At 63.4% G+C, this 21,868-nt stretch carries 19 protein-coding genes and 2 pseudogenes; 9 read left to right on the top strand and 12 right to left on the bottom strand.

What is annotated here, in order from left to right; all coding sequences use genetic code 11:
- The first annotated feature begins 52 nt into the window (after nt 1-52).
- Nucleotides 53-904, top strand: a complete 852-nt coding sequence (gene yghU, locus QPK31_RS23075) for a glutathione-dependent disulfide-bond oxidoreductase (protein ID WP_290425233.1) — start codon at nt 53-55, stop codon at nt 902-904.
- Nucleotides 905-1,115: 211 nt separating this feature from the next.
- Here the strand turns inward: yghU and QPK31_RS23070 are convergent, their stop codons facing one another.
- From QPK31_RS23070 to QPK31_RS26280, 4 genes are all read right to left on the bottom strand, one after another.
- On the bottom strand, nt 1,116-1,595 hold the full coding sequence (locus tag QPK31_RS23070; RefSeq protein WP_290425232.1) for a VOC family protein: 480 nt from the start codon (nt 1,593-1,595) through the stop codon (nt 1,116-1,118).
- A 53-nt stretch (nt 1,596-1,648) separates the two neighbouring features.
- Complete coding sequence (locus QPK31_RS23065; protein ID WP_290425231.1) at nt 1,649-2,602, bottom strand: DMT family transporter; 954 nt, start codon at nt 2,600-2,602, stop codon at nt 1,649-1,651.
- A 98-nt stretch (nt 2,603-2,700) separates the two neighbouring features.
- Complete coding sequence (locus QPK31_RS23060; RefSeq protein ID WP_290425230.1) at nt 2,701-4,626, bottom strand: ATP-binding protein; 1,926 nt, start codon at nt 4,624-4,626, stop codon at nt 2,701-2,703.
- A gap of 104 nt (nt 4,627-4,730) precedes the next feature.
- Complete coding sequence (locus QPK31_RS26280; protein ID WP_290425229.1) at nt 4,731-5,492, bottom strand: AraC family transcriptional regulator; 762 nt, start codon at nt 5,490-5,492, stop codon at nt 4,731-4,733.
- Between the two features lie 195 nt (nt 5,493-5,687).
- Between QPK31_RS26280 and QPK31_RS23050 the strand changes: the two genes are divergently transcribed.
- Together QPK31_RS23050 and QPK31_RS23045 are read left to right on the top strand one after the other, a co-directional pair.
- Nucleotides 5,688-8,873 (top strand): PAS domain S-box protein, encoded by a 3,186-nt coding sequence (locus QPK31_RS23050; protein ID WP_290425228.1) that lies wholly within the window; start codon nt 5,688-5,690, stop codon nt 8,871-8,873.
- Between the two features lie 81 nt (nt 8,874-8,954).
- Complete coding sequence (locus QPK31_RS23045; RefSeq protein WP_290425227.1) at nt 8,955-9,203, top strand: DUF3297 family protein; 249 nt, start codon at nt 8,955-8,957, stop codon at nt 9,201-9,203.
- A gap of 342 nt (nt 9,204-9,545) precedes the next feature.
- Here QPK31_RS23045 and sugE read toward each other — a convergent pair whose 3' ends face one another.
- On the bottom strand, nt 9,546-9,866 hold the full coding sequence (gene sugE, locus QPK31_RS23040) for a quaternary ammonium compound efflux SMR transporter SugE (RefSeq protein ID WP_290425226.1): 321 nt from the start codon (nt 9,864-9,866) through the stop codon (nt 9,546-9,548).
- Nucleotides 9,867-10,015: 149 nt separating this feature from the next.
- Between sugE and QPK31_RS23035 the strand changes: the two genes are divergently transcribed.
- The 4 genes from QPK31_RS23035 to QPK31_RS23020 all read left to right on the top strand — a co-directional run bounded on the left by QPK31_RS23035 (nt 10,016) and on the right by QPK31_RS23020 (nt 15,176).
- Entirely contained in the window at nt 10,016-11,074 is a 1,059-nt protein-coding gene (locus QPK31_RS23035) for an alkene reductase (protein ID WP_290425225.1), read from the top strand.
- A 171-nt stretch (nt 11,075-11,245) separates the two neighbouring features.
- The gene (gene pepN / locus QPK31_RS23030) at nt 11,246-13,891 is read left to right on the top strand and encodes an aminopeptidase N (RefSeq protein WP_290425224.1); all 2,646 of its coding nucleotides are present in this window, start codon (nt 11,246-11,248) and stop codon (nt 13,889-13,891) included.
- A 39-nt stretch (nt 13,892-13,930) separates the two neighbouring features.
- Nucleotides 13,931-14,572 carry a hypothetical protein gene (locus tag QPK31_RS23025; protein WP_290425223.1) on the top strand — a complete coding sequence of 214 codons (642 nt, stop codon included), beginning with the start codon at nt 13,931-13,933 and terminating at the stop codon, nt 14,570-14,572.
- A 7-nt stretch (nt 14,573-14,579) separates the two neighbouring features.
- A complete protein-coding gene (locus QPK31_RS23020; protein WP_290425222.1) occupies nt 14,580-15,176 on the top strand; it encodes a hypothetical protein in 597 nt (198 codons plus the stop codon).
- Nucleotides 15,177-15,282: 106 nt separating this feature from the next.
- Here the strand turns inward: QPK31_RS23020 and QPK31_RS23015 are convergent, their stop codons facing one another.
- Entirely contained in the window at nt 15,283-15,678 is a 396-nt protein-coding gene (locus QPK31_RS23015; protein WP_290425221.1) for a hypothetical protein, read from the bottom strand.
- Nucleotides 15,679-15,823: 145 nt separating this feature from the next.
- Complete coding sequence (locus QPK31_RS23010; RefSeq protein ID WP_290425220.1) at nt 15,824-16,018, bottom strand: hypothetical protein; 195 nt, start codon at nt 16,016-16,018, stop codon at nt 15,824-15,826.
- Between the two features lie 922 nt (nt 16,019-16,940).
- Between QPK31_RS23010 and QPK31_RS23005 the strand changes: the two genes are divergently transcribed.
- Nucleotides 16,941-17,177 carry a hypothetical protein gene (locus QPK31_RS23005; RefSeq protein WP_290425219.1) on the top strand — a complete coding sequence of 79 codons (237 nt, stop codon included), beginning with the start codon at nt 16,941-16,943 and terminating at the stop codon, nt 17,175-17,177.
- Nucleotides 17,178-17,380: 203 nt separating this feature from the next.
- Entirely contained in the window at nt 17,381-17,521 is a 141-nt protein-coding gene (locus QPK31_RS23000; protein ID WP_290425218.1) for a hypothetical protein, read from the top strand.
- A 64-nt stretch (nt 17,522-17,585) separates the two neighbouring features.
- Here QPK31_RS23000 and QPK31_RS22995 read toward each other — a convergent pair.
- The 5 genes and pseudogenes from QPK31_RS22995 to QPK31_RS22975 all read right to left on the bottom strand — a co-directional run.
- Nucleotides 17,586-17,683, bottom strand: a pseudogene (locus tag QPK31_RS22995).
- Between the two features lie 517 nt (nt 17,684-18,200).
- A complete protein-coding gene (locus tag QPK31_RS22990) occupies nt 18,201-18,416 on the bottom strand; it encodes a hypothetical protein (RefSeq protein ID WP_290425217.1) in 216 nt (71 codons plus the stop codon).
- 287 nt (nt 18,417-18,703) lie between these two features.
- Nucleotides 18,704-19,783, bottom strand: a complete 1,080-nt coding sequence (locus QPK31_RS22985; protein ID WP_290425216.1) for a hypothetical protein — start codon at nt 19,781-19,783, stop codon at nt 18,704-18,706.
- Nucleotides 19,731-21,296, bottom strand: coding sequence for a hypothetical protein (locus QPK31_RS22980; RefSeq protein WP_290425215.1), 1,566 nt, complete (start codon nt 21,294-21,296; stop codon nt 19,731-19,733). Before QPK31_RS22980 ends, QPK31_RS22985 begins: the two co-directional genes overlap by 53 nt.
- A 234-nt stretch (nt 21,297-21,530) precedes the next feature.
- Nucleotides 21,531-21,868 (bottom strand): annotated as a pseudogene (locus QPK31_RS22975) (hypothetical protein); the annotation flags it as partial.

Raw genomic sequence — 21,868 nt, 5'->3', positions numbered from 1 at the left:
TGCGGCTAGAATCTGGTCAGGCATACAAGTCCACCTCACACAGGAGAACAGGATGACTGACCAGTCGCATCAAAAAACAGAGTACCAACCGCCCAGGGTCTGGGTTCCCGCCGCCAATGGCGGTCCCTTCGCCAGCATCAACCGCCCGACCGCCGGGCCGACCCACGAGAAGGAACTCCCGGTCGGCAAGCACCCGCTGCAGCTGTATTCGCTGGCCACGCCGAACGGCGTGAAGGTCACCGTCATGCTCGAAGAGCTGCTGGCCGCCGGCCACAAGGGCGCCGAATACGACGCCTGGCTCATCAAGATCAACGAGGGCGACCAGTTCGGCAGCGGCTTCGTCGACGTCAACCCGAATTCGAAGATCCCGGCCCTGTTTGATCGCAGCGGCGACACGCCGGTGCGCGTGTTCGAATCCGGTTCCATCCTGCTGTACCTGGCCGAGAAATTCGGCGCCTTCCTGCCGCAAGACCCGGCCAGGCGCACCGAAACCCTGAACTGGTTGTTCTGGCAGATGGGCGCCGGCCCGCTGCTGGGCGGCGGCTTCGGCCACTTCTATGCCTATGCGCCGGAAAAGATCGAGTACGCGATCAACCGCTACGCGATGGAAGCCAAGCGCCAGCTCGACGTGCTGGACCGCCAGCTGGCCGCGAACCGCTTCATCGCCGGCGACGAATACACGATTGCCGACATGGCGATCTGGCCCTGGTACGGCGGCCTGGTGCAGGGCGAGATCTACGACGCCGCCGAGTTCCTGGCGGTGCACGAGTACCAGCACGTGAACCGCTGGGCGAAGGAAGTGGCGGCGCGTCCGGCCGTGATCCGCGGCCGCAAGGTCAACCGCGTGCGCGGCAAGCCGGAAGAGCAGGTGGCGGAACGCCACGATGCGTCCGACCTGGACTGACAGCTTGTATGCGTGGCGGCGCTGCCTGCATGCGTAGGGTGGACGGCTCCGCCTGGTACGTATCCCGGCCTGCAGCGTGTGCGCCGTCCACGCGTTCAACCGGCCGATGAACCTGCGCGACTGCTCGCCTGCCGCCTGAACGCGTGGGCGGCGCACACGCTGCGGGCCTGCACGCCGTCGGGTGTAGCCGACCACCCTACGCCGCGCTTTTTCAGCCGCGCACTGCTGCCTCGATCTTCGCCACGTCGATCTTGCGCATCGTCATCATCGCCTCGAAGGCGCGCCGGCCCACTTCCGGGTCGGGGTGGGCCAATGCATCGGTCAGCACGCGCGGCGTGATCTGCCAGGACAGGCCCCACTTGTCCTTGCACCAGCCGCACTCGCTTTCCTGCCCGCCATTGCCAACAATCGCATTCCACAGGCGGTCGGTTTCTTCCTGGTCGTCAGTCGCGATCTGGAAGGAAAACGCCTCGCTGTGCTTGAAGATCGGGCCGCCGTTCAGGCCCAGGCAGGGAATGCCGGCCACCGTGAACAACACCGTCAGGACATCGCCCGCCTTCCCTGCCGGGTAGTCGCTGGGCGCACGAAATACCTCGCTTACCGCACTGTCCGGAAAGGTCTCGGCATAGAACTGCGCCGCTTCCAGGGCCGTGCCGTCGAACCACAGGCATACCGTATTTTTGCTGGTCACTTTATCTCTCCCAAGGTTGAGGAAATACGTCGATCAACAGGCTGGTGCGCCGCTCAGCATACCGCATTTTCCGCCGGCGCCGACCGCTCTTTTCGCGCCGCGTTCCGGTGCGCCGAAGCGCACGACAGCACGCCGCCGACCAGCAGCAGCATCGCCGCGCATTCGGGCACGCTCGGCCAGCGCGCATCGTACAGCCAGCCGTACAAGGCCGCGAACACGGTCTCGAAAATGATCATCTGGCCCATCAAACTCAGCGGCAACCTGCGGCTGGCGACATTCCATAGCCCATTGCCGATGACGGAACAGAGGATGGCAACGCCGGTCACCACGCCGGCGAACCGCAGCCAGTCGGCAGGCGCATGCATCGCCGGTGCGAACAGGAAGGCCGGCACCGCCAGCAGCAGGGCCTGGGCGCCGGTCATGACGCCGGTGAGCAGGCTCCACTCGTGCGCGGACACGGTCGTCAGGCGCGCCAGCACGCGGCTGTTGCACACCGCGTAGAACGTCCACGCCGCCAGCGCGCCGAGCGCGCACAGCAGGCCGAACGCCGATCCCGGCCCGGACCGCGCCAGTGACTCCCAGCTGATGCACAGCAGCCCGGCCAGCCCGAGCAGCAGCGACGGCAGCAGCGCGCGCAAGGGCACCGCATGCCGATCACGGCTGCCGAGCAGGGTCACGGCCAGCGGCGACAGGCCGATCACCAGCGAGGCCATGGCCACGCCGCCGCTGCGCACCGCGTTCGCGAGAAAAATGTAATAGACCACGTTGCCGGCCGGGCTGAGCCAGGCCAGGGTCCACCATTCGCGGCGCGTCAGGCGCGCCTTGATGCGGCTCCAGCTCGGGGCGATCAGCAGCGCCGCCACCAGGCCGTAGGCGAGGTAGCGGCCGGCGGACAGCTGCATCGATGTAAAACCGTGGGTGAGTTCGGGCGCCAGGAACACCAGTCCCCAGAGCGCGCCCGCGGCGATGCCGGCCGCGATGCCGGGCCAGGCTGGTTTGTCATGCATGGTCGATTCTCCTTTGCCGGGAGAGTCTGCACGCAACCCGCACGGACATCTTGGCCAGGACTACCGCGCTTTTGGCAAATCCTGGCGCCGGCCGGCCATCAGCGCCCGCCCGCTTCCGCCAGGATCGCACCGAGCCTGGCCATGTCGATCGGCTTGACCAAGTAGTGGTCGAAACCGGCCGCCATGGCCTCGGCCCGGTCGCCATCCTGGCCATAGCCCGTGACGGCCACCAACAGGCAGCCGGCGGTCTCGGGCTGGGCGCGCAGGCGCCGGGCCAGTTCCTTGCCGTCCATGTCGGGCAGACCGATGTCGAGCAGGCATACCTCGGGCGGCGCCTGGCGCGCGCTGTCCAGCGCCGCACGCGACTGGTTCTGCACCGCCACCCGGTGGCCACCCGCCTCGAGCAGCATGGCCAGCATGGCCGCCGCATCCACGTTGTCGTCCACCACCAGGATATGCAGCGGCGCCTCGCCGGCCGCCGCACCCTGCGCTCCGGTATCGGCCTGTGCGCCGGCGGCCGTGTCGGTCAGGCGCGGCAGCATCACCGTGAAGCGGCTGCCCAGGCCGGGCCCGGCGCTCTCGCAGGCCACCGCGCCGCCGTGCAGCTCGACCAGGCTCTTGACCAGCGCCAGGCCGAGGCCGAGGCCGCCGGACGAGCGGTCCGGACTGCGTTCGGCCTGGGCGAACAGGTCGAAGGCGCGTTCGGCCAGCTCGGGCGCCATGCCGATGCCGTTGTCGGTCACGGCGATGCGCACCCACTGGGCGTCGGCCTCGGCCGTCAAGGCGACGCTGCCGCCCGGGGGCGTGTACTTCGCTGCGTTGCTCAGGATATTCGACAGCACCTGGACCAGGCGCTTGGCATCGCCGTCCACCATCACCGGGCCCGCAACCAGGCGGCACGAGAAGTCGTGGCGGCGCGCGCGCATCAGCGGCATGACCTGCTCCACGGCCTCCATCGCGATGCGGTTCAGGTCGGCGGGCGCCTTGTCGAGGGCCACCAGGCCGTTGGTCACGCGCGAGACGTCCAGCAGGTCGTCGATCAGGTGGGTCATGTGCAGCACCTGGCGGCCGATGACCTGGCTGGTCTGGCGCACACGCGCCACGTCGAGCCCGGGCATCTGCAGCAGCTCGGCCGCCGCGCCCAGCGGCGCCAGCGGATTGCGCAGCTCGTGCGCCAGCATCGCCAGGAACTCGTCCTTGTGGCGGTCGGTCTGGCGCAGCTTTTCCTCGGCTTCGCGGCGCTCGCTGACGTCGGTGGCGGCGCCGATCCACTCGTGGATGTTGCCCTCGGCGTCGAGCATCGGCACCGCGCGCGAATAGGTCCAGCCGCAGCTGCCGTCGGCGCGCAGCACCCGGTGTTCGAGTTCGAACACTGCCTTGTCGCGGATCGCAGTGGAAATGGCCGCATGCACGCGCGCGCGGTCCGACTCGGGAATGTACTTGTCGAGCCAGAACGCGTCGGCATCCACCGTGTCGGCCAGGAAGCCGCGTCCGTCGAGCTGCTGCATCTGGCTCCAGTCCGGCGTCATGCTGTAGATGACGTCGGCCGCCGCGTTCACCAGCGCGCGGAAGCGCTTCTCGCTCTCGCGCAGCGCCGCCGCCCCCTGCACCTGCGCGGTGATGTCGCTGGTGGAATGCGCGATACACAGCACGCGGCCGTCGGCATCGAGGATCGGGGTGCTGATCGCGGTCCAGTAACGGTCTTCGTAGCGCACCGTCCCGTCCGGCAGGGTGACGGCGATCGGGTAGCGCACGCCGGGCAGGCTGTCGCGCTTGCCGCTGGCAACCGCGCGCGCCAGCGAGGCGCGCAGTTCGGTTTCGCTGGTGTCCAGCGGATCGTCGGGGTTGCCGGGAAAGGCCACGAACAGGCTGGTGCCGACCAGCTCTTCGCGGGTACGCCCGGAGGCGGCCAGGAAGGCATCGTTGACGGCCAGGATGACCGCTTCCGGCGTAGGCGACAGCAGGTACTGGCCGTCGAAGGCGTTATTGAATACCGACTCGAATAAGGATGGTGGCAATGTCATGATCTCTTGCGAGCCAGCGAAGCTTTGGTTGGAAGAGAAATGGACGAATCCGCGGCCCGGCACGCAGTGTACGGGCTAGTTTCCTGCCCGACAAGCACGCCGTGTCAGTCGTGCGCACGGGCGCCGCGGCGCCAGGCGGCGGGCGTGGTGTCGCGGTGGCGGCGCAAGGCGCGGTTCAGGGCGCTCTGGTCCGAAAAGCCCGCGCGCAGGGCGACCTCGGCGATGGGCCGGTTGCCGCCGGCGAGCTCGCGGCAGGCCGCTTCGATGCGCTGCTGCAGCAGCCAGGCGTGTGGGCTGGTGTCGAGTTCCTCGCGGAACAGCGCGTGCAGGCGGCTCACGCTCATGCGCGCCGCGTCCGCCATCGATGCGGTACTCCAGGCCAGGCCGGGCTGGGCCTGGACCTGAGCCAGCAGGGCCGCCAGGCGCGAACGCGGCTGCGGCGTCTCGAAGGCCAGGGTGTCGAGCAGGAGCGGAATCCAGCCTTGCAGCAGGGTGGTGCGGGCCGGCTGCGGCATCGTCTCCGATGCATGCATCACGCCCATGTACTCGACCAGCTTGCGCGCGCCGGCGCCGAGCGGGGTGAAGGGCTGGTCCGCCAGGCGCGCGAAGGCGTCGTGCGCCAGGGCGCCGCGCGCGATGTCGACGATCAGCGAGCGGTTGCCGTGCGCGCCGCTTTGCGCGTGCCATGCGCTGGGCGGGACGAACGCGCCGTGCAGCGGATCGAGGCGCCCTGCCCGGCCTTCGATGTCGATCTGCACCTCGCCCGCCAGCGGCAATACCAGCTGGGCGAAATCGTGGCGATCGCCCGAGGTGGCGCCATAGCTGCGGATGGCGAGATCGACGGAGAGGGAGACGGGAGCTTGCACGGTCCTGGCGAAAATGCGGTCGAAGCGGCATCCTAGCATGCTGGCCGGAGGCCCGCAGCGTCTGCATACTTGTAGGAAAGCTCTTGCAAGCCGGCAGGGAAATGCGCGAGGAAAAGCGCACCGCACAGGGCTATAATTGTATTGATACCAATAAACTGCGAGCACCAGGCCGCTCGCACCCCGCCCAAGCTCTCCATGCACCAGCTTTCTTCCGATCAGCGTTACCGTCTCCTCGCCAACCATGCCGTCGAACACGCCATGATCCTGCTCGATGCCGCGGGCGAGATCGTGGAATGGTCGCGTGGCGCCGAGCTGCTGCTGGGCTGGAGCGCGCAGGAGGCGATCGGCCAGCCGGCCAGCATGATCTTCACGCCGGAAGACCGGGCCACCGACGCGCCGAAGACGGAGCTGGGCACGGCCCTGGCGCTGGGACGCTCCTCGGACGTGCGCTGGCACCTGCGCAAGGACGGCAGCACCGTGTTCTGCGACGGCATCGTGAACGCCATCCTCGACGCGGACGGTGTCACGGTGATCGGTTTCGGCAAGGTGATGCGCGAAGCGTTCAGCATGCGCAAGGAGAAGCGGAACGGCCGGCACCATGCCGGCTCGGAGGGGCGCTCCTTCCTTGCCGCGGTGCTGGAAAGCATGGAGAACGGCATCGTCGCCTGCGACCCCGCGGGCAGGCTGACCTTCTTCAACGAGGCGGCGCGCGCCATCCACGGCCTCGACGAACTGCCGCTCCCCTTCGACCAATGGGCGCAGCACTACCACCTCTACCATGCCGATGCGCGCACCCCGCTCGGCGTCGACGAGATTCCTTTGTACCGCGCCCTGCGCGGCGAGCGTGTCGAAGGCGCCCAGATCGTCGTCATGACCCCGGGCGGCGAGCGGCGCGATGTCCAGGTCAGCGGCCGCGCCCTGCTCGACGGCGTTGGCCAGGTCCTCGGCGCCGTGATCTCGATGAACGACGTCAGCGCGCTGCGCAGCGCCAGCGACGCGCGCGATGAGACCACGCGCGAACAGGGCAAGCGCATCGCGGCCGAAGCGTCGGAAGACCGCGTGCGCAAGACCCAAGCCCAGCTGCACCTGGCCGCCGAAGCGGCCCAGCTCGGCATCTGGACCTGGGACGTGACGCGCGACCAGGGCACCTGGGAAAACGCACGCATGTACGACATCTTCAATATCGCGCCCGGCAACCCGATCGTCACGGCCGAGGTACTGCTGCGCGATTACCTGCATCCCGACGATGCGCCCGCCTTCCGCCAGGCGGCCGACGATGCCGTGCGCAACGGCACCCGCTTCCATTTCACCGGCCGCTTCCACCGCCTGCCGGCGCGCGACGTGCATTGGCTGGAACTGAGCGGCATCGCGCAACGCGACGACGCCGGCAGCACCATCATGATCGGCACCGCGGCCGACGTCACCGCGCGCAAGCAGGACGAGGAAGCCTTGCGCGACGCCCGCATCCGCATCGAAGCCACGCTGTCGGCCGGCGAAGTGGCCAGCTGGATCTGGGACATCCGCCGCGACCGGCTGACGGCCGACCGCAACCTGGCCAGCCTGTTCGGCGTGCCGCCCAACCTGGCGACCGACGCGCCGCTGGAACGCTTCACCGCCTCGATCCACCCCGACGACCTGGACGAGGTCTCGCGCCAGATCCGGCTGGCCATCGATGCGAAGCAACCCTACCGCGCCACCTACCGCGTGACCGATTCGGTGCACGGCTACCGCTGGATCAATGCGCGCGGACGGGTCGACTTCGACGAACATGGCGAACCGACCCTGCTGGCCGGGGTCACCATCGACATCACCCAGCAAAAGGAAATGCAAGACCAGCTGCGCGTGACCGAGGAGCGCTACCGCACCCTGATCACGTCGATCGACGAAGCCTTCGGCATTGTCCAGGTCCTGGTGGACGAACAGGGCGAGCCGTGCGACTACCGCTTCGAAGAAGTCAACGCCTCCATGCAGAAGCAGTCAGGCCTGGTCGATGCCGCCGGCAAGACCATCCGCGAAATGGTGCCGGACATCGAGCCGAAATGGATAGCGCGCTACGGCCAGGTTGCCCTGTCGCGCCAGGCGATCCGCTTCACCGAACACTCCGCCGCCATGGGCTACTGGTGGGACGTGTACGCGATGCCGATCGGCGAGCCGGAAGAGCTGCGCATCGGCATCCTGTTCACCGACGTCACCGCGCGCCGCCAGGCCGAGGAAGCGCTGCGCCAGCTGGCCGCCGATCTGTCGGAAGCGAACCGGCGCAAGACCGAGTTCCTGGCCACCCTCGCCCACGAACTGCGCAACCCGCTGGCGCCGCTGCGCACCGGCCTCGACCTGATGCGCCTGGCCCCGCCCGGCACCCAGGCCGGCGCCAGGGTGCACGAGATGATGGACCGCCAGCTGCGCCAGATGGTGCACCTGATCGACGACCTGATGGATGTGTCGCGCATCAACAGCGGCAAGATCGTCCTGCAGCGCCGGATCCTCGACCTGCAGGACGCGGTGACGAATGCGGTCGAAGCGGCGCTGCCGTCGATCGAGGCGGCCCGTCACGCCTTCGACGTCGCGCTGCCCGACCAGGCCGTGCGCCTGCACGCCGATCCGACCCGGCTGGCCCAGATCCTCGGCAACCTGCTGACGAACGCGGTGAAGTACACGCCGCCGGGCGGCAGCATCCGTCTGTCGGCGCGGCTCGAGGACGGCATGGTGGCGATCGCGGTGGCGGACACCGGCATGGGCATCCCACGCGAGGAACAGGCGCACGTGTTCGAGCTGTTCAGCCAGGTGTCGCGCAACATGGGACGCGCGCAGGGCGGCCTCGGCATCGGCCTGTCGCTGGTGCGCAGCCTGGTCGAGATGCATGGCGGCAGCGTGGCGGTCGACAGCGCGGGGCCTGGCCAGGGCACGACCTTCACGATCCGGTTGCCGGTGACGGACGCCGGCGGAGAACGGCACACGGACGGCGCCGCGGCGCCGGCGGCATCGCCACAACCGGCGGGTCTGCGCATCGTGGTTGCCGACGACAATGTCGACGCGGCCAGTCTCCTGTCCAGCCTGCTGGAGGCATCCGGGCATGCGGCCGAAGCGGTGCACAACGGCGCACAGGCCCTGGGGCGCATCCTGGCCCTGCGGCCCGACCTGGCGATCCTCGACATCGGCATGCCAGGACTGAACGGCTACGAAGTGGCCGAGCGCATCCGCGCCGCGCCGGGCATGGAGGCGATGGTGCTGGTGGCCCTGACCGGCTGGGGCGGCGAGCTCGACCGCAACCGCTCCGCCAGCGCCGGCTTCGACACCCATCTCACCAAACCGGCCGGGCTGGCGGACCTGGAACAGGCCTTGCTGCTGGCGCGCGCGCGCCGTGCGCGGGCTGAGGGGGCGTAAGAGGGAGCCGGGCAGCGGGTTTGACGGTTCCACTTGCGTGCGCCGTTGTACGGCGCGCGGTTATGTTGGATAATTCGGCCCATGAACGATACCGCCACCCTCCCCCCACTCCCAGACCGGCTCTCGATCGACCCGAGCAGCCCTTTCCATAACCGCGACGTCTTCCAGCAGGAAATCGGCATCCGCTTCAACGACAAGGACCGTTTCGACGTCGAAGAATACTGCCTGAGCGAAGGCTGGATCAAAGTCGCCGCCGGCAAGACCCTGGACCGCAAGGGCAAGCCGATGCTGATCAAGCTGAAGGGCAAGGTCGAGGCGTTTTACCGCTGATCGATCCTGTCGTGGACAACCGAGGCGCCTCATGAGGCGCCTTTTTTTCGTCCGTTTTCGATGGCATGGTGCGTGCCTGATGACGCGGCCTCGACCGTACGGTGGGCACTCCGTGCCCACGCGGTACGCACGCATCCATTCGGCCACGTGCTGCGCCGTCATCCAACACGTGCATTGAAGAGCATCGCTGTCTCGACTGATCTCTTCTTGCCGTTTCGACGCCCATCGGCCGCCGTGTGAACGAAGCCGCAACCACGCGAGCGCCTCACCGCGTGGGCAGTAGGGCTGGCTAAATGCCAGCACTACGAATGCCCACCCTACATGACGCCGACACGTTCCCGATCAAGCATGCGCGACCAGCTTCAGCCCGATGATCCCCAGCGCGATCAGGCCGATCGATCCGAGCCGCACCGCCCCCGCCGGCTCGCCCAGCATCCACATCCCGAACACGGCCGTGCCGATGGTGCCAATCCCCGTCCACACCGCGTACGCCGTTCCCAGCGGCAGCTCCTTCAGCGCCAGGCCCAGCATGCCGACGCTGCCCAGCATCGCCAGCAGCGTGAAGCCGGAGATCACCGGCCGCGTGAACCCCTCCGTGTATTTCAAACCCACTGCCCAGGCCACTTCCAGCAGTCCCGCGATCACCAAGTAGAACCAGCTCATCCCTCACCCTTTCGCGGTCGTCCGCGTGTCGAAAAATCCGGCGCAGTATAGCGCGCCGGTAAAAATGGACCGGTCTCGGCAGGAATTTCGCGCATCCTTTAAGATGGCCGCCAGCTGAATTTGCACACCCTATTGCACAAGGAGCAAGAATGACGACCCTGTTTGACCCGATCAAGATTGGCGCCCTGGAGCTGCCGAACCGCATCATCATGGCGCCGCTGACCCGCGCCCGCGCCGTTGGCGAAGGCCGCGTCCCGAACGAGCTGATGGCCGAATATTATGTGCAGCGCGCCAGCGCCGGCCTGATCCTGTCCGAAGCCACCTCGGTGACCCCGATGGGCGTCGGTTACGCCGATACGCCGGGCATCTGGTCTGACGAGCAGGTAGCGGGCTGGAAGAAAGTCACCGATGCCGTGCACGCCGCCGGCGGGCGCATCGTGCTGCAGCTGTGGCACGTCGGCCGTATTTCCGATCCGGTGTTCCTGGACGGCGCCGCCCCGGTCGCGCCGAGCGCCATCAAGCCTGCCGGCACCGTGAGCCTGGTGCGTCCGAAGCGCGAGTACACCACCCCGCGCGCGCTGGAAACGGCGGAAATCGCCGAGGTCGTGGCCGCCTACCGCAAGGGCGCCGAGAACGCCAAGCTGGCCGGCTTCGACGGCGTGGAAGTACACGGCGCCAACGGCTACCTGCTCGACCAGTTCCTTCAAGACAGCACCAATCAACGCACCGACGAATACGGCGGTTCGATCGAGAACCGCGCCCGCCTGCTGCTGGAAGTCGCCGATGCCTGCATCGACGTCTGGGGCGCCGACCGCGTCGGCATGCACCTGGCGCCGCGCCGCGACTCGCACGACATGGGCGATTCGACCCCGGCCGAAACGTTTGGCTACGTGGCGCGCGAGCTGGGCAAGCGCGGCATCGCCTTCATCTTCGCGCGCGAAGCCGTTGGTGAAGACAGTCTCGGCCCGCTGCTGAAGCAGGAATTCGGCGGCCCCTTCATCGCCAACGAAAAGATGTCGGTCGAAACCGCCGAGAAGCTGCTCACCGAAGGCAAGGCCGACGCGATCGCTTTCGGCCTCTGGTTCATCGCCAACCCCGACCTGCCGCAACGCCTGCAGCAAGGCGCCGAGCTCAATCCGCTGCGCGCGGAAGTCATCTACGGCCAGGGCAGCGAGGGGTATACGGACTATCCGGCGCTGTCGGCGTAAGCACCTCCGGCGGCTCAGCGTCGCCTTTTGCAGTACATGAGTAAAACGCATAGCGCCCGTCAATACGGGCGCTATGCATATATAAGTTCGGGGTGCATCCTTAATTGCACTCATGATATTCTTGCGCGATTCGCATCCGTGCCGCTCATGGCACGTTCTCAAGGAACCGCATTGACTATCTTCGCACCACGCGCCATCGCGCTTGCCGTCGCATCCGCCTTTGTCTTCAGCGCCGCCCACGCGGCACCTTCCACGCCGGTCCGCGCCGAAAACGCCTTCCTCTCGCAACAGGATGCCGCCGCCCGCTCGGCGCGCGTGTCGAACGTCGCCTACGCCCTGGAATTCGCGTTGACCGGCAAAGAGACCTTCAGCGGTGTCACCAGCGCCAGCTTCGACCTGGCTGACAACGCCGCGCCGCTGACGATCGACCTCGACAAGGCAACCGTGAAATCGGTCACCGTCAACGGCAAGCAGGTCGACGCGAAGTACAACAACTGGTTCGTCACCATCGCCGCCGCCGACCTGGCCAAGGGCCGCAACACCGTCGTCATCGCCTACGAACGCCTGCACAGCACCAACGGCGAAGGCCTGCACCGCATGGTCGACCCGGTCGACGGCCGCGTCTACACCTATTCCCACTTCGAGCCGGCCGCCGCGCACCAGATGTTCGCCGTGTTCGACCAGCCCGACCTGAAAGCCACCTACCAGGTGACCGCCACCGCGCCGGCCGACTGGCACGTGGTCTCGACCACCCGCGAAACGAAAATCGAAGACCTGGGCGCCCTGCGCCGCTGGACCTTCCCGACCACGAAAAAGCTCAGCCCCTACAACTTCTCGCTGCATGCGGGTCCATATAAAGTCTGGGAAGACAAGAGCGGCAAGTACCCGATGCGCCTGTTCGCGCGCCAGTCGGTCGCCGCCCAGGTGACGCCGGAAGACTGGTTCCGCTACACCAAGGATGGCCTGGCCTTCTTCGACCAGTACTTCGGCATCCCTTACCAGTTCGAGAAATACGACCAGCTGCTGGTGCCCGACTTCCTGTATGGCGCCATGGAAAACGCCGGCGCCATCACCTTTGCCGAAGGCCGCTTCCTGCACAAGGCGAAGATGACCGATGCCCAGCGCCAGTCGCTGGCCTCGGTGATCATGCACGAAATGGCGCACCAGTGGTTCGGCGACCTGGTCACCATGCAGTGGTGGAACGGCCTGTGGCTGAACGAAAGCTTCGCCTCCTTCATGGGTACCCTGGCCACCGCCGAAGCGACCGAATTCAAGGATGCCTGGCAGGCCTTCTACTCCGGCGGCAAGCAGGCGGCGTACGCCCAGGACCAGAAGGTCACCACCCACCCGATCGAGGTGCCGGTGGCGTCGACCGCAAACGCCTTCGACAACATCGATGCGATCACCTATTCGAAGGGCGCCTCGACCCTGGCCCAGCTGCGCCACCTGCTGGGCGCGGAGACCTTCCGCAAGGGCGTGCACAACTACCTGGCCAAGTATTCGTACCAGAACGCGAAGCTGGAAGACTTCATCGGCAGCCTGGGCCAGGCCGCCGGCCGCGACCTGTCTGGCTGGACCCGCCAATGGCTGTACGAAGCGGGCGTGAACACGGTGGCCGCTGACTTCAGCTGCAAGGCCGGCAAGATCAGCACCTTCACGCTGAAGCAGAGCGCCGCCAGCCGTGCGCTGCCGACCCTGCGCGAACAGCGCGTGCAGGTCGCGACCTTCAAGGCCGAGGGCGGCAAGCTGGCCCTGGCCCAAAACGTGGCCGTCACCTACTCCGGCGCCACCACCAAGGTGCCCGGCCTGGTCGGTACGGCTTGCCCGGACCTGGTCTACCCGAATTACCAGGACTGGGGCTTCGTGAAGGTCCAGCTGGACAAGCGTTCGTTCGACACCGCGCGCGGCAACCTGGCGAAAGTCGACGACGCCCTGCTGCGCTCGATGCTGTGGCAAAGCCTGTGGGACGGCGTGCGCGACGGCCAGCTGCCGCTGAACGACTTCATTCAGACCGCGCTGACCAACGCGCCGCTGGAACAGGACTACACGCTGCTCAACGACGTGCTGGGCAAGGTGGCCGCGTCCAGCCAGTACCTGGATGCGATGAACCTGGACTCGTCCTGGGCCAAGCAGACCCGCATCGGGCTCGAAGACATGGCCTGGAACGGGGTGCAGGCGAACAAGGGCAACGAGAACTTCCAGCGCGCCTGGTTCGGCACGTGGCTGAACCTCGCCTCCAGCCCGGCCGCACTCGATCGCCAGCAAGGCATCCTGGCCGGCAGCACCACGGTCGAAGGCCTGAACGTGAGCCAGGACCTGCGCTGGTCCATCATCCGCCGCCTGAACCGCTACAACGTGGCCGGCGCCGCCGCGCTGGTGGAAAGCGAAGCCGCGCGCGACAAGTCGGACACCGGCCAGGCCGCCGCGATTGCCGCCACCGTCGTGCGTCCGGATGCGCAGGTCAAGGCGCAGTGGCTGGCCACTGTCGAAGACCTGCAGACCAAACAGCCGTTCTCGAAGATCCGCACCGCGATGGGCAGCCTGTATCCGGCCGAGCAGGGCGCCCTGTCCGAGCAGACCGCCGCGGCGCGCCTGGCCAGGCTGCCGCAGGTCGACAAGGATGCCGGCCCGGTCTACATGCGCGCGTACGCCGGCACGCTGATCCCGGCCACCTGCACCCCGGCCAGCGTCAAGCGCCTGGAAGCGGCAGCCGGCAAGTACACCGGGCTGTCGGCCGGCACCCGCCGGGCCCTGCTCGACACGCTGCAGGAAGACGAGCGCTGCGTGCGTATCAGGCAAGCCATGACGGCGAAGTAAGCCGTCATGCGGATCGGCGTCCCGGCAAGTTCCGCAACTGTGTCTTGGACGCCGCTCGCGCTCACGCTGGGCCTGCACCTGCTGCTGGTGCTGGCCTGGCTGCTGCGGCCCGGCGCGCCGTTCGTCATGCCGGCGGCGCTTGAGCGCGAAACCGTGCTGGTGATGGTAGCGCCGCCGGCACCGCGCACGCCCGCGCCGCCTCGCCCCGTGTTCCGCCAATCTGTGCCAAAGGCGGCGCGGCCGCTGATGCAGCCGACAAGGCCGCCGGTCGTACCGCAGCCAGCTCCCGAGCAGCCCGTCGCCGCCGTTCCGGTGGAATCCGAACTCGTCCAGAGCGCCCCGGCGCCGGCCGCCACTCCCGGAGACTCGTTGGCCGCGTCAAAAAGCATGGCCCGCCGCATCGGCGCCGAACCGGACCAGGGCGGCAGCCCCATCGGCGCCGAACCCGAGCGCAAATGGGAACGCTTCGCGGATACCGTTGGCGCGGCACGCAGGAGCGGCAGCATGGCCGGCACCCTGGACAGCCATACCCCCGGCGACGGCGTCGTCACCTACCGCAAGACAGTCGGCCTGCGCGTGCGCTGCTACCGCAGCGGCAGCGTCGGCGGCATCGGCCCTGCCGATGGCCAGAGCGCCGGCAACGTGCCCTGCCCGACCGGCGTACGCTGGAACCGGCTCTGAGGACGGCATGCACTTCGGCGCCACGCATGCCCCGCGCCGCCCGGACTGGACGCCGCTTGCGCTGGCGTTCGGCCTGCACCTGCTGCTGGTGCTGGTGCTGGCCTGGCGCTGGGGAGTGCAGGCGACGCCTATTGCAGCACTGCCCGAACGCCTGATCGAACTGGTGCCGGTGCGCCCGCCGCCGCCCTCCCGGCCCGCACCTGCGCCACCGCCTCCGACACCGATTCCTGCGCGACGCAAGCCCATCGCGGCGCCCGCCGCGCCGCCGCCAGCGCAGGCTCCGGTCGAGACCGCGCCCGCCGGGCAGCCCATCGTTGCGCAGGCGCCGCCGGCCCCGGCCCAGCCCGCGAGCGACGCCCCGTTGACGCTCGAAGGCCAAGACCTGCTGGCCGCCGGCAAGCGCAGCGCCGCCGCCTTCGACCGCGAGCAGCGCAAGGGAAAAAGCGGCGTGCCGCTGGAGGCCGCCCCCCGTGATCGCGTTTCCGCGCAGGCCTTGCCGCCCACATCGACGATTCGCTCAGCATGCGCCTGGAAAAATACGAATCGCCGGACGGCGTCGTCATCTACCGCACCACGCACGCCGGCAAGCAGACCTGCCGCATGAGCGGCGCCGTGGTGTTCGGCCGGGGCGCGCCGGCGGCGGCAGCTCGGCCGGCGACGTGAGCTGCCCGAAAGGCGTGCGCTGGGAACGGCTGTAGGCCGCGGCAAACTCAGGGCGCGGGCGCGGTCGACGGCCGGCACGATTCCGACACGCGGCGCCAGTCGCCGCTGCCGCCACAGCCGGGCGGCGGCGTCCCGTCCAGCAAGGCGCGCAGGTCGAGCGGCGCCATTTCGTTGACGCGCACGTCGCGGTTGATCGGCAGGCAGACCGCATCGTGCCAGGCCGCGCTGACGCAGGATGGCCGCGGTGAGCATGATGCCCGCCGTGATAGTCGACCCTGCATTGTCTTGCTGATCAGAAGGTAATACTTGCGGATCAGCTGGTTGCCGGTCGCAGCGTCATCGCTGCCGAAGATTGCCGCCACGAAGTCGAACACCCACTGTTCGCTGCATTCACCGAAATTTGGGCTTCGATACTCGCTTAGCCCTTCATCCCATACCGTCATTGGCAGGTCGGTAACCTGCAGCTGCTTGAAACCGGGAGCGCCTATTCGGCCTGGTCGGAGGAGATCCAGGTGGGGATGAGGGATACACCATTGACCAGTCGCTGTGCCTAATGGGGGCAGACAGTTGTCCGAGCTGAAGTTGTACCTATCGTCGAATTTTCTTATCGCCGGCAGCGGCGAGGCTCGGTGCAGTAGCTTTACCGAAGCGGCTTGCGACGCCCTCCGCTTTCTTGCCGGCGTGTTCTTTCCTGCCGCCCTCGCCTAGCTTCTTGTGGTTGAACAGCCGCATTGCCTTAGCGGTATGGACTCGAATCCGGAGGTCGGCCGCCGGCTCATTCATCACTTTAGTGATGAATTCGACAGGACCGGTAGTCGAAGGGATTCAATCGCGTCGACTGGCGGCTCGCCAGCTGGCGGTGCCGCTGGCCGCAACTCCCAGCGTGCACTTGGCGCGTCTGGTCGAGGCGAGCTTTAATCCCTTATTCGAGAACCGCCCAAAACAGCATCGGCGAAGGCTCGACTTATGTCTGTTAAAGCCATTAACACTCTCCTCCAAGGGACTGTTTTTTGCGCGCGGGGAACAGGGTGGTGTCCGAGAGTCAAGGGGCCTAGAGATTGACACCGCCCCTCCCCTAGCGCGCCACGACGCCGCCAGCGACGCGCTGCCGCGCCTCCTCCGCCGTCTCGACAGCGTGGCAGGGCGTGCAGAGCAGCCATTCGTTTGAGTCGTCGCCGCCACCAGCAGCCCACATAAGAACCTTGTAATCGACGGGAGCACCAAGAGCTGTGACGCCTTTGGCCAGGCATCCTTGGCACAGCCCAGTCACGGTGCCGGATTCGCTCGCGGTCAGCAACGCCGGCGCTGCCGCGCTTACGCTTGACCGAGGCGGCCGGGGCCGGAGCCAGGCCCGTGACCTTGGCGGGCTGAATCCGCGATTGGAGGATGCGCAGTTTCAGCATCAGCGTCTGCCCTTCCTCTCGCGAACCGAGCGATGAGATGAGCACGGCAGCAGCTGGGCAATCTCCACCGCCCGCAAGCAGTTTGCACAGGTTGCGCAGTGCTTCCGGTTTATTCACTAGGTAGAACATCGCTGGCCGGTCCGCGACCGCGCTGCGAATGATGTGGTCCTGGTAGTGCTCAGCGAGCGGCGTCACGGCGTCACCTCTGACGAAGGCATACCGTAGATCCTCGTGCTCTCGGCCAGTGAGCATCCGCGCCAGTCGCACCAGAGCTGACGAGCGGTGCGGGTCATGTATACGGCGTGAGCCAGCTCGGTGCGATGACGCATCCGCGCATCGAAGTCCATGGTCTCTGCCGACGTAGTCGGGAAGAGCCAGCCGGAATCGGTGACGACGAGCGAGATCTCGCCAGCACGTTCGCACAGGATCTCGCCCGATCACAGATGCGGCCGCCTGTAAACGACAGGAGCGCGGCCGGTCAGGTCGCGCTGAAGCACATGCACCTCGGCGAGGCGCGGCACGATCTCGCTGCGATCTGAACCCGCAGGCTTGGGATTGGTCGCTCCATGGCGCACCTCCTCGAATAACTGCGCGACATTGTGCGGCGCTGGAAAAACCACCAGAGGCTCAGGTCAATAGAGTCACACATCATGAAAGGGCCGCAGGAAAACCGACCAGAGGAAACGCCATCCACCAACTGGACAATCAGAACCACATTAGGATCAACACCTCGAAAGAACTCATGAACCTCAACATCAAAACCATTTGGCGCCACGTGAAGCGCATCCAGGCTGTCGAGGCGGTGGCGCGGATGATACATCTGACTTATGCCACGGCCGCTGACCTCTACGAATTGGTCAAAGATGCTCCTTGGCTAGAATAAAAAGGCCGCCAGCAGCGCTAATGCTACGACGGCGAAATCCAGCGAGAGAGCTGGAGGAGACTCTTTGCGGCGGCAGGATTTGAACCTGCGACGTGGGCTTTCTGCTTGGCTGTTGTTCAATCCCGAGCTGCAGCCGTGCTCTATCCGCTGAGCTACACCACACAAGACCCTGGGACATCTACCTCGCACGCATCAAGCGTGGTCGTCAGGCCTAGGCTTTGTGTGGACACTGGCTCGTGCCAGTGCTCGACCTACTAGCGGCGCGCCGCGTTCGCGATGGCCACCTTTTCTTTAGCGAACTTCTGGCTGCCGCGGATATCGATGTCGGCGAAGCGTTCGCGGTCGAAGGTCTTCCAGGCTCTGTTGCTCCAGCGTCCTGATAGCGCATGCGCGTCCTTTCGTTGTTAGGTTGCCGGTTACCGCGTCCGGCGACGTTGCGCGCTTAAGTTGCGCCCGTCTGGTCTGGCCGATGCCAGCTCATGTCTGAACTTTACGAGCCCCAAAGCTATCTGCAAAGTGGGCCGTCAACGAAAAAAGCCCGGACGTTTGACGGTTCGAGCTTTTATAAAGGTGTGCGAAGTTGCCCTATGTCCGTAGCTTACAAGAAGTACAGTCGAGTTGTAACATTGTTACGCAGCTTTTTTTCGAGCTCGTCGCGCGCGTCGGACAGGACCTCTTCCTAGTTGGCGTTGGCGAAGCGCCAGGCGCGCGAGATGCCGCGGCTTTTGTAGATGGCCCAGCGGTGTTGGATCGACAGGCTGTCGACCGTAGCAGTCACGGCCTCGCCCGTCTTGATGTCGGCCCGGCGCTGTGCCTCGTGAATGTCACGCTCCGCTGCGCCCTCGCCTGCTAGCTTTATTCCGCGTGTGCTCAAGTCGCGGTCGCTCGTGTGCATGAACGCAACACAGCAGTTCATAAGCAGTCCGTATCGGTCGGGCTTGTAAAAAGCAGGCACTGGCGGTATCGCCCGGCGTACTCCATTACTTTCGGATCATGCACTAGTACTAAGAACCGCTGCAAGCATCACAGTAGTTTCTCCAAGGAATATTCTCCCGAGAATGCCACCGAACTCGGCAAAAACCACTCCAATAGAACTTTTCCAATTTACAACGTTCAGACATATAACCTAAGAGAGCATATCTATCTAGTCGCATTCTCGTAATATAGATAAGTGTAGCGCAATCATGGTTGCCGGTTCTTACTGACATGCCAGTGATGCAGGTGACTCGATTGAGGACTCAGTCCATCAGGCGCCTCCATTGGCTTAACGTCGGGAATTAGCAGCTTGCTAGGACGAGGGAATTTAGCATTAAGCAAAGCATCTTTGATAAAATCCGTCCCAATGTGTACTTTTACTGTGTCTGATTCCGCGAGAGTTTGTGAAATTATCGCTCTATTTTCCCGAATCCATGACTGCAGCAATAACAGATTAGGCTTCTCTCGTTGTTCAGTTTCAACTTCAAGCCTTGCGTCATTTAACAATTTTTTTATATATGTACCATTTGTCATCCCTCCCAGTCTCTCACTGTATCCACCTTGGCCATCAGCGTACCGCAAGTCGACTTGTTGACCATTATTGTGTCCATTATGATCAAGAAGAGATCTTCCTCCGGGCTCCTGAACAACATGCTGCCCGCTAATGTCATCGAAACGGTATCGCGTTCCTTTTAACCAGTCTATAAACCTTGCCGTCGCCCATGAGTCTCCTCCCTGATCGCGGCTCCCGTAACGCTGACTTCCTAGAGACCCTTGTTCACCAGCAAGGTACATGGGTACAAACTTTGACTCTTTTTTAAAGGTAATAGGACTATCAGCAGTAGGATTCGACTGTGCTGGAACACCGTTGATCGTACCAAATAGTTTAACTTTGAACTGAATTTTTTTATCCAACAACATATTTGGAAAAGAAGGAATGACCAAACCATCAAATTTTATTTTGTTTCCATTTCTCTTATGAGGCTGATTTAATAGATTAACCCCGCTTGGATAGGTATAAGGCCCATCCACAATCAAAAGCTCTACAGAAGAAATATTGGCGTTACTCGGATTAAACTTAAATTCAAAAGGAATAGTATGAACTGCAAGAGGCGGCCTGAGAGGTATAGAGATATAAGGCCCAGAACCCCCACCTCCAGAAATAGGCCGCAATACTGGATTTTTATTACTATTAGGCGAAAAGAATCGCCCTCCCGCAGAATAAATATCTTCTTCACAATGAACCGATAATTCGACGCGCGATACCGTGGTTTTTTTGTAATTCACCCATGGTCATTGCAGTAACCTTCCCACTAATTTTTAGTGCGCCATCTTTAGTTAAACTTCGCACATCGATGCAGCGTTCGGTTCGCAATATACCGTCGTCTACATGTGTTGCAAAAATAAGACCTTCATCGCGTATGTCCCCTCCTGGCAGACCTTTGACAATGTATGACCAACTAGCATTGGAGCTCTCGCTATCATACGGCCACTCACTAGTTGCGACCCATGTTACAACTCGAACTGACGTCATATACTGTGGAACAGTATAAACAATGTCCTTAGAGACTAAAGCGCCTGCGCCAGCAGATGTCGCCTCAAAAGCTGCAATATAAAAATCTGTGGGCGTCACGGGCATCTCACGATTTAAATAACCAGCCTGAGCCTGCTTTGAGTCGTAAGCTATCTTGCCATTCTGACTGAACTGGCCCCTTGCCTTTGTTTTTTGCGTTAACGAATCATCATTATCTTCGTCGTTTCCTGCGTCGGAACTCGATTCATTTACTAATGTCACATCGGCTCGTGTTGCGCCCTTCCCAATCTCAAATTGCATTGAGATCTGCTTTGGATTGCTTAGATCTTGCAGCTCAATTTCGTAGCTCCCAGGAACGATATTCTCAAAAACAAATGCTGCGCTGCTGTCAATCATCGCAACTTTATCGGTTGCAAAGTCTTTTCCGCTCAACAATATCTTACGCCCGACTAAATCTAATGCCCGAGTGCCGTCTCCGTTGATTACATTTCCATGTAAAATTGCTCCTTTAGAAACAACAGCAAGATCAAAATTAGCAGCGAAATCAGCGTCCGACGCGACCAAGTTTATTTCAATAGTCAGCAATCCAGAGGGCAGGATAGCCATAAGATCATTCATTTTAGCTTGAGAAATGGTAAAGCTGTTGGTTGCATGATCATAAGTCCAGTACTTTTTTAGCGCGGCCACTCTCCCCACGCTATCCCCATAGATGAGGCCATCACTTTCTTTGCCAAATTCATACGCAGGAACACCTTCGATCCTAAACGTCAATGGAGCTCCATTTAGAGAGTTGTCAGGACCGAATCCTGATGTAATAAGCTTAGGCTGACTTGACGTCTTATTACCCTCCGCATCTCCCCATTCGTTTAGTACCGGCTCCCTTAACCGCCTACTATCGATATACATAACAAGAGCTTTTTGCTTATCCCCTTTTTTGATCTCGATGGCGATCTTCTCGTTAACGCCTGAATCTACCGGCGTGGCAAAAATGAGCTTTCCACTCTTGATTAGATAATCAGCTATAGGACCTTGAAAATTTATGCTATCGACGCCATCGGGAAACCCTAGTTCACTAAGATCGAGTTTCACGATATGCGCAGGACTTACAGAAGGAAGTTCAGTAGGCCCTACAGCCCCAGGCTGCACCCCAACAACAGGTAGGGAAGCTATTGCAGCCTCCTCTGGCATACTCGTATTTCCATAGCACCCACCTAGCAAAAATGCTGCAAGCATAAAGTGGGGAACCGCCTTCAGATAATTCCTCATGTAAGTACCTTTAAAAATTTATAGAGTAAGCGCAGAAATTTCTAAAGCAAAAAACATACCAGGGGCCGGGAGAGCAAGAAATTCTTTTCGGAATCAACCTATTAAGAAAAACTAATGCATTACACATACCGCCAACGATCGCTAATGAAAAATTCTTCGACAATTTCTATGCATGTGAATTAAAGCCGGGGATTAAATTATCTGCACAGGTCGTTTCACAGGGTAAACTCCAAGCTAAAAGACTTCTAACGTCCACCCACCACTCTCACTACGCGTTCTCGCCTGAACCGCGATAAAGCACATCGGATACATGTCGGCAGCGATTTTGATCTCCACTCTTGCGTCATCCTGGCGGGAGCCCTTTACTTCGTGTATCTCAAGCGTGCCATCGCACAGCATCACGGCGGAGTCGGGTGTATAGAACGTGTTGTCTGCCAGCCGCAACTTTACGCCCACAAACTTTAACCATGCCACTTCCCCGGCGTGGCGCTGCGCATCTAGGGAGACGCTGATTAATTCGGCCGCTCCGGTTCCCGCCGGTGCCGCAACCTGAGACAATGACGCTACGTTCC

It is taken from the genome of Massilia sp. YIM B02769 (assembly GCF_030411995.1).
Lineage (GTDB): Bacteria > Pseudomonadota > Gammaproteobacteria > Burkholderiales > Burkholderiaceae_D > Telluria.
This window is presented reverse-complemented; position numbering and strand designations above follow the sequence as displayed.

Excerpts from the sequence above, each read along its gene's own strand:
- yghU (WP_290425233.1), top strand. The coding sequence starts at position 53 with ATGACTGACCAGTCGCATCAAAAAACAGAGTACCAACCGCCCAGGGTC.
- QPK31_RS23065 (WP_290425231.1), bottom strand. The coding sequence starts at position 2,602 with ATGCATGACAAACCAGCCTGGCCCGGCATCGCGGCCGGCATCGCCGCG.
- QPK31_RS23060 (WP_290425230.1), bottom strand. The coding sequence starts at position 4,626 with ATGACATTGCCACCATCCTTATTCGAGTCGGTATTCAATAACGCCTTC.
- QPK31_RS23050 (WP_290425228.1), top strand. The coding sequence starts at position 5,688 with ATGCACCAGCTTTCTTCCGATCAGCGTTACCGTCTCCTCGCCAACCAT.
- QPK31_RS23045 (WP_290425227.1), top strand. The coding sequence starts at position 8,955 with ATGAACGATACCGCCACCCTCCCCCCACTCCCAGACCGGCTCTCGATC.
- sugE (WP_290425226.1), bottom strand. The coding sequence starts at position 9,866 with ATGAGCTGGTTCTACTTGGTGATCGCGGGACTGCTGGAAGTGGCCTGG.
- QPK31_RS23035 (WP_290425225.1), top strand. The coding sequence starts at position 10,016 with ATGACGACCCTGTTTGACCCGATCAAGATTGGCGCCCTGGAGCTGCCG.
- QPK31_RS23020 (WP_290425222.1), top strand. The coding sequence starts at position 14,580 with ATGCACTTCGGCGCCACGCATGCCCCGCGCCGCCCGGACTGGACGCCG.
- QPK31_RS23015 (WP_290425221.1), bottom strand. The coding sequence starts at position 15,678 with ATGACGGTATGGGATGAAGGGCTAAGCGAGTATCGAAGCCCAAATTTC.
- QPK31_RS23010 (WP_290425220.1), bottom strand. The coding sequence starts at position 16,018 with ATGAATGAGCCGGCGGCCGACCTCCGGATTCGAGTCCATACCGCTAAG.
- QPK31_RS23000 (WP_290425218.1), top strand. The coding sequence starts at position 17,381 with ATGAACCTCAACATCAAAACCATTTGGCGCCACGTGAAGCGCATCCAG.
- QPK31_RS22990 (WP_290425217.1), bottom strand. The coding sequence starts at position 18,416 with ATGCACACGAGCGACCGCGACTTGAGCACACGCGGAATAAAGCTAGCA.
- QPK31_RS22980 (WP_290425215.1), bottom strand. The coding sequence starts at position 21,296 with ATGAGGAATTATCTGAAGGCGGTTCCCCACTTTATGCTTGCAGCATTT.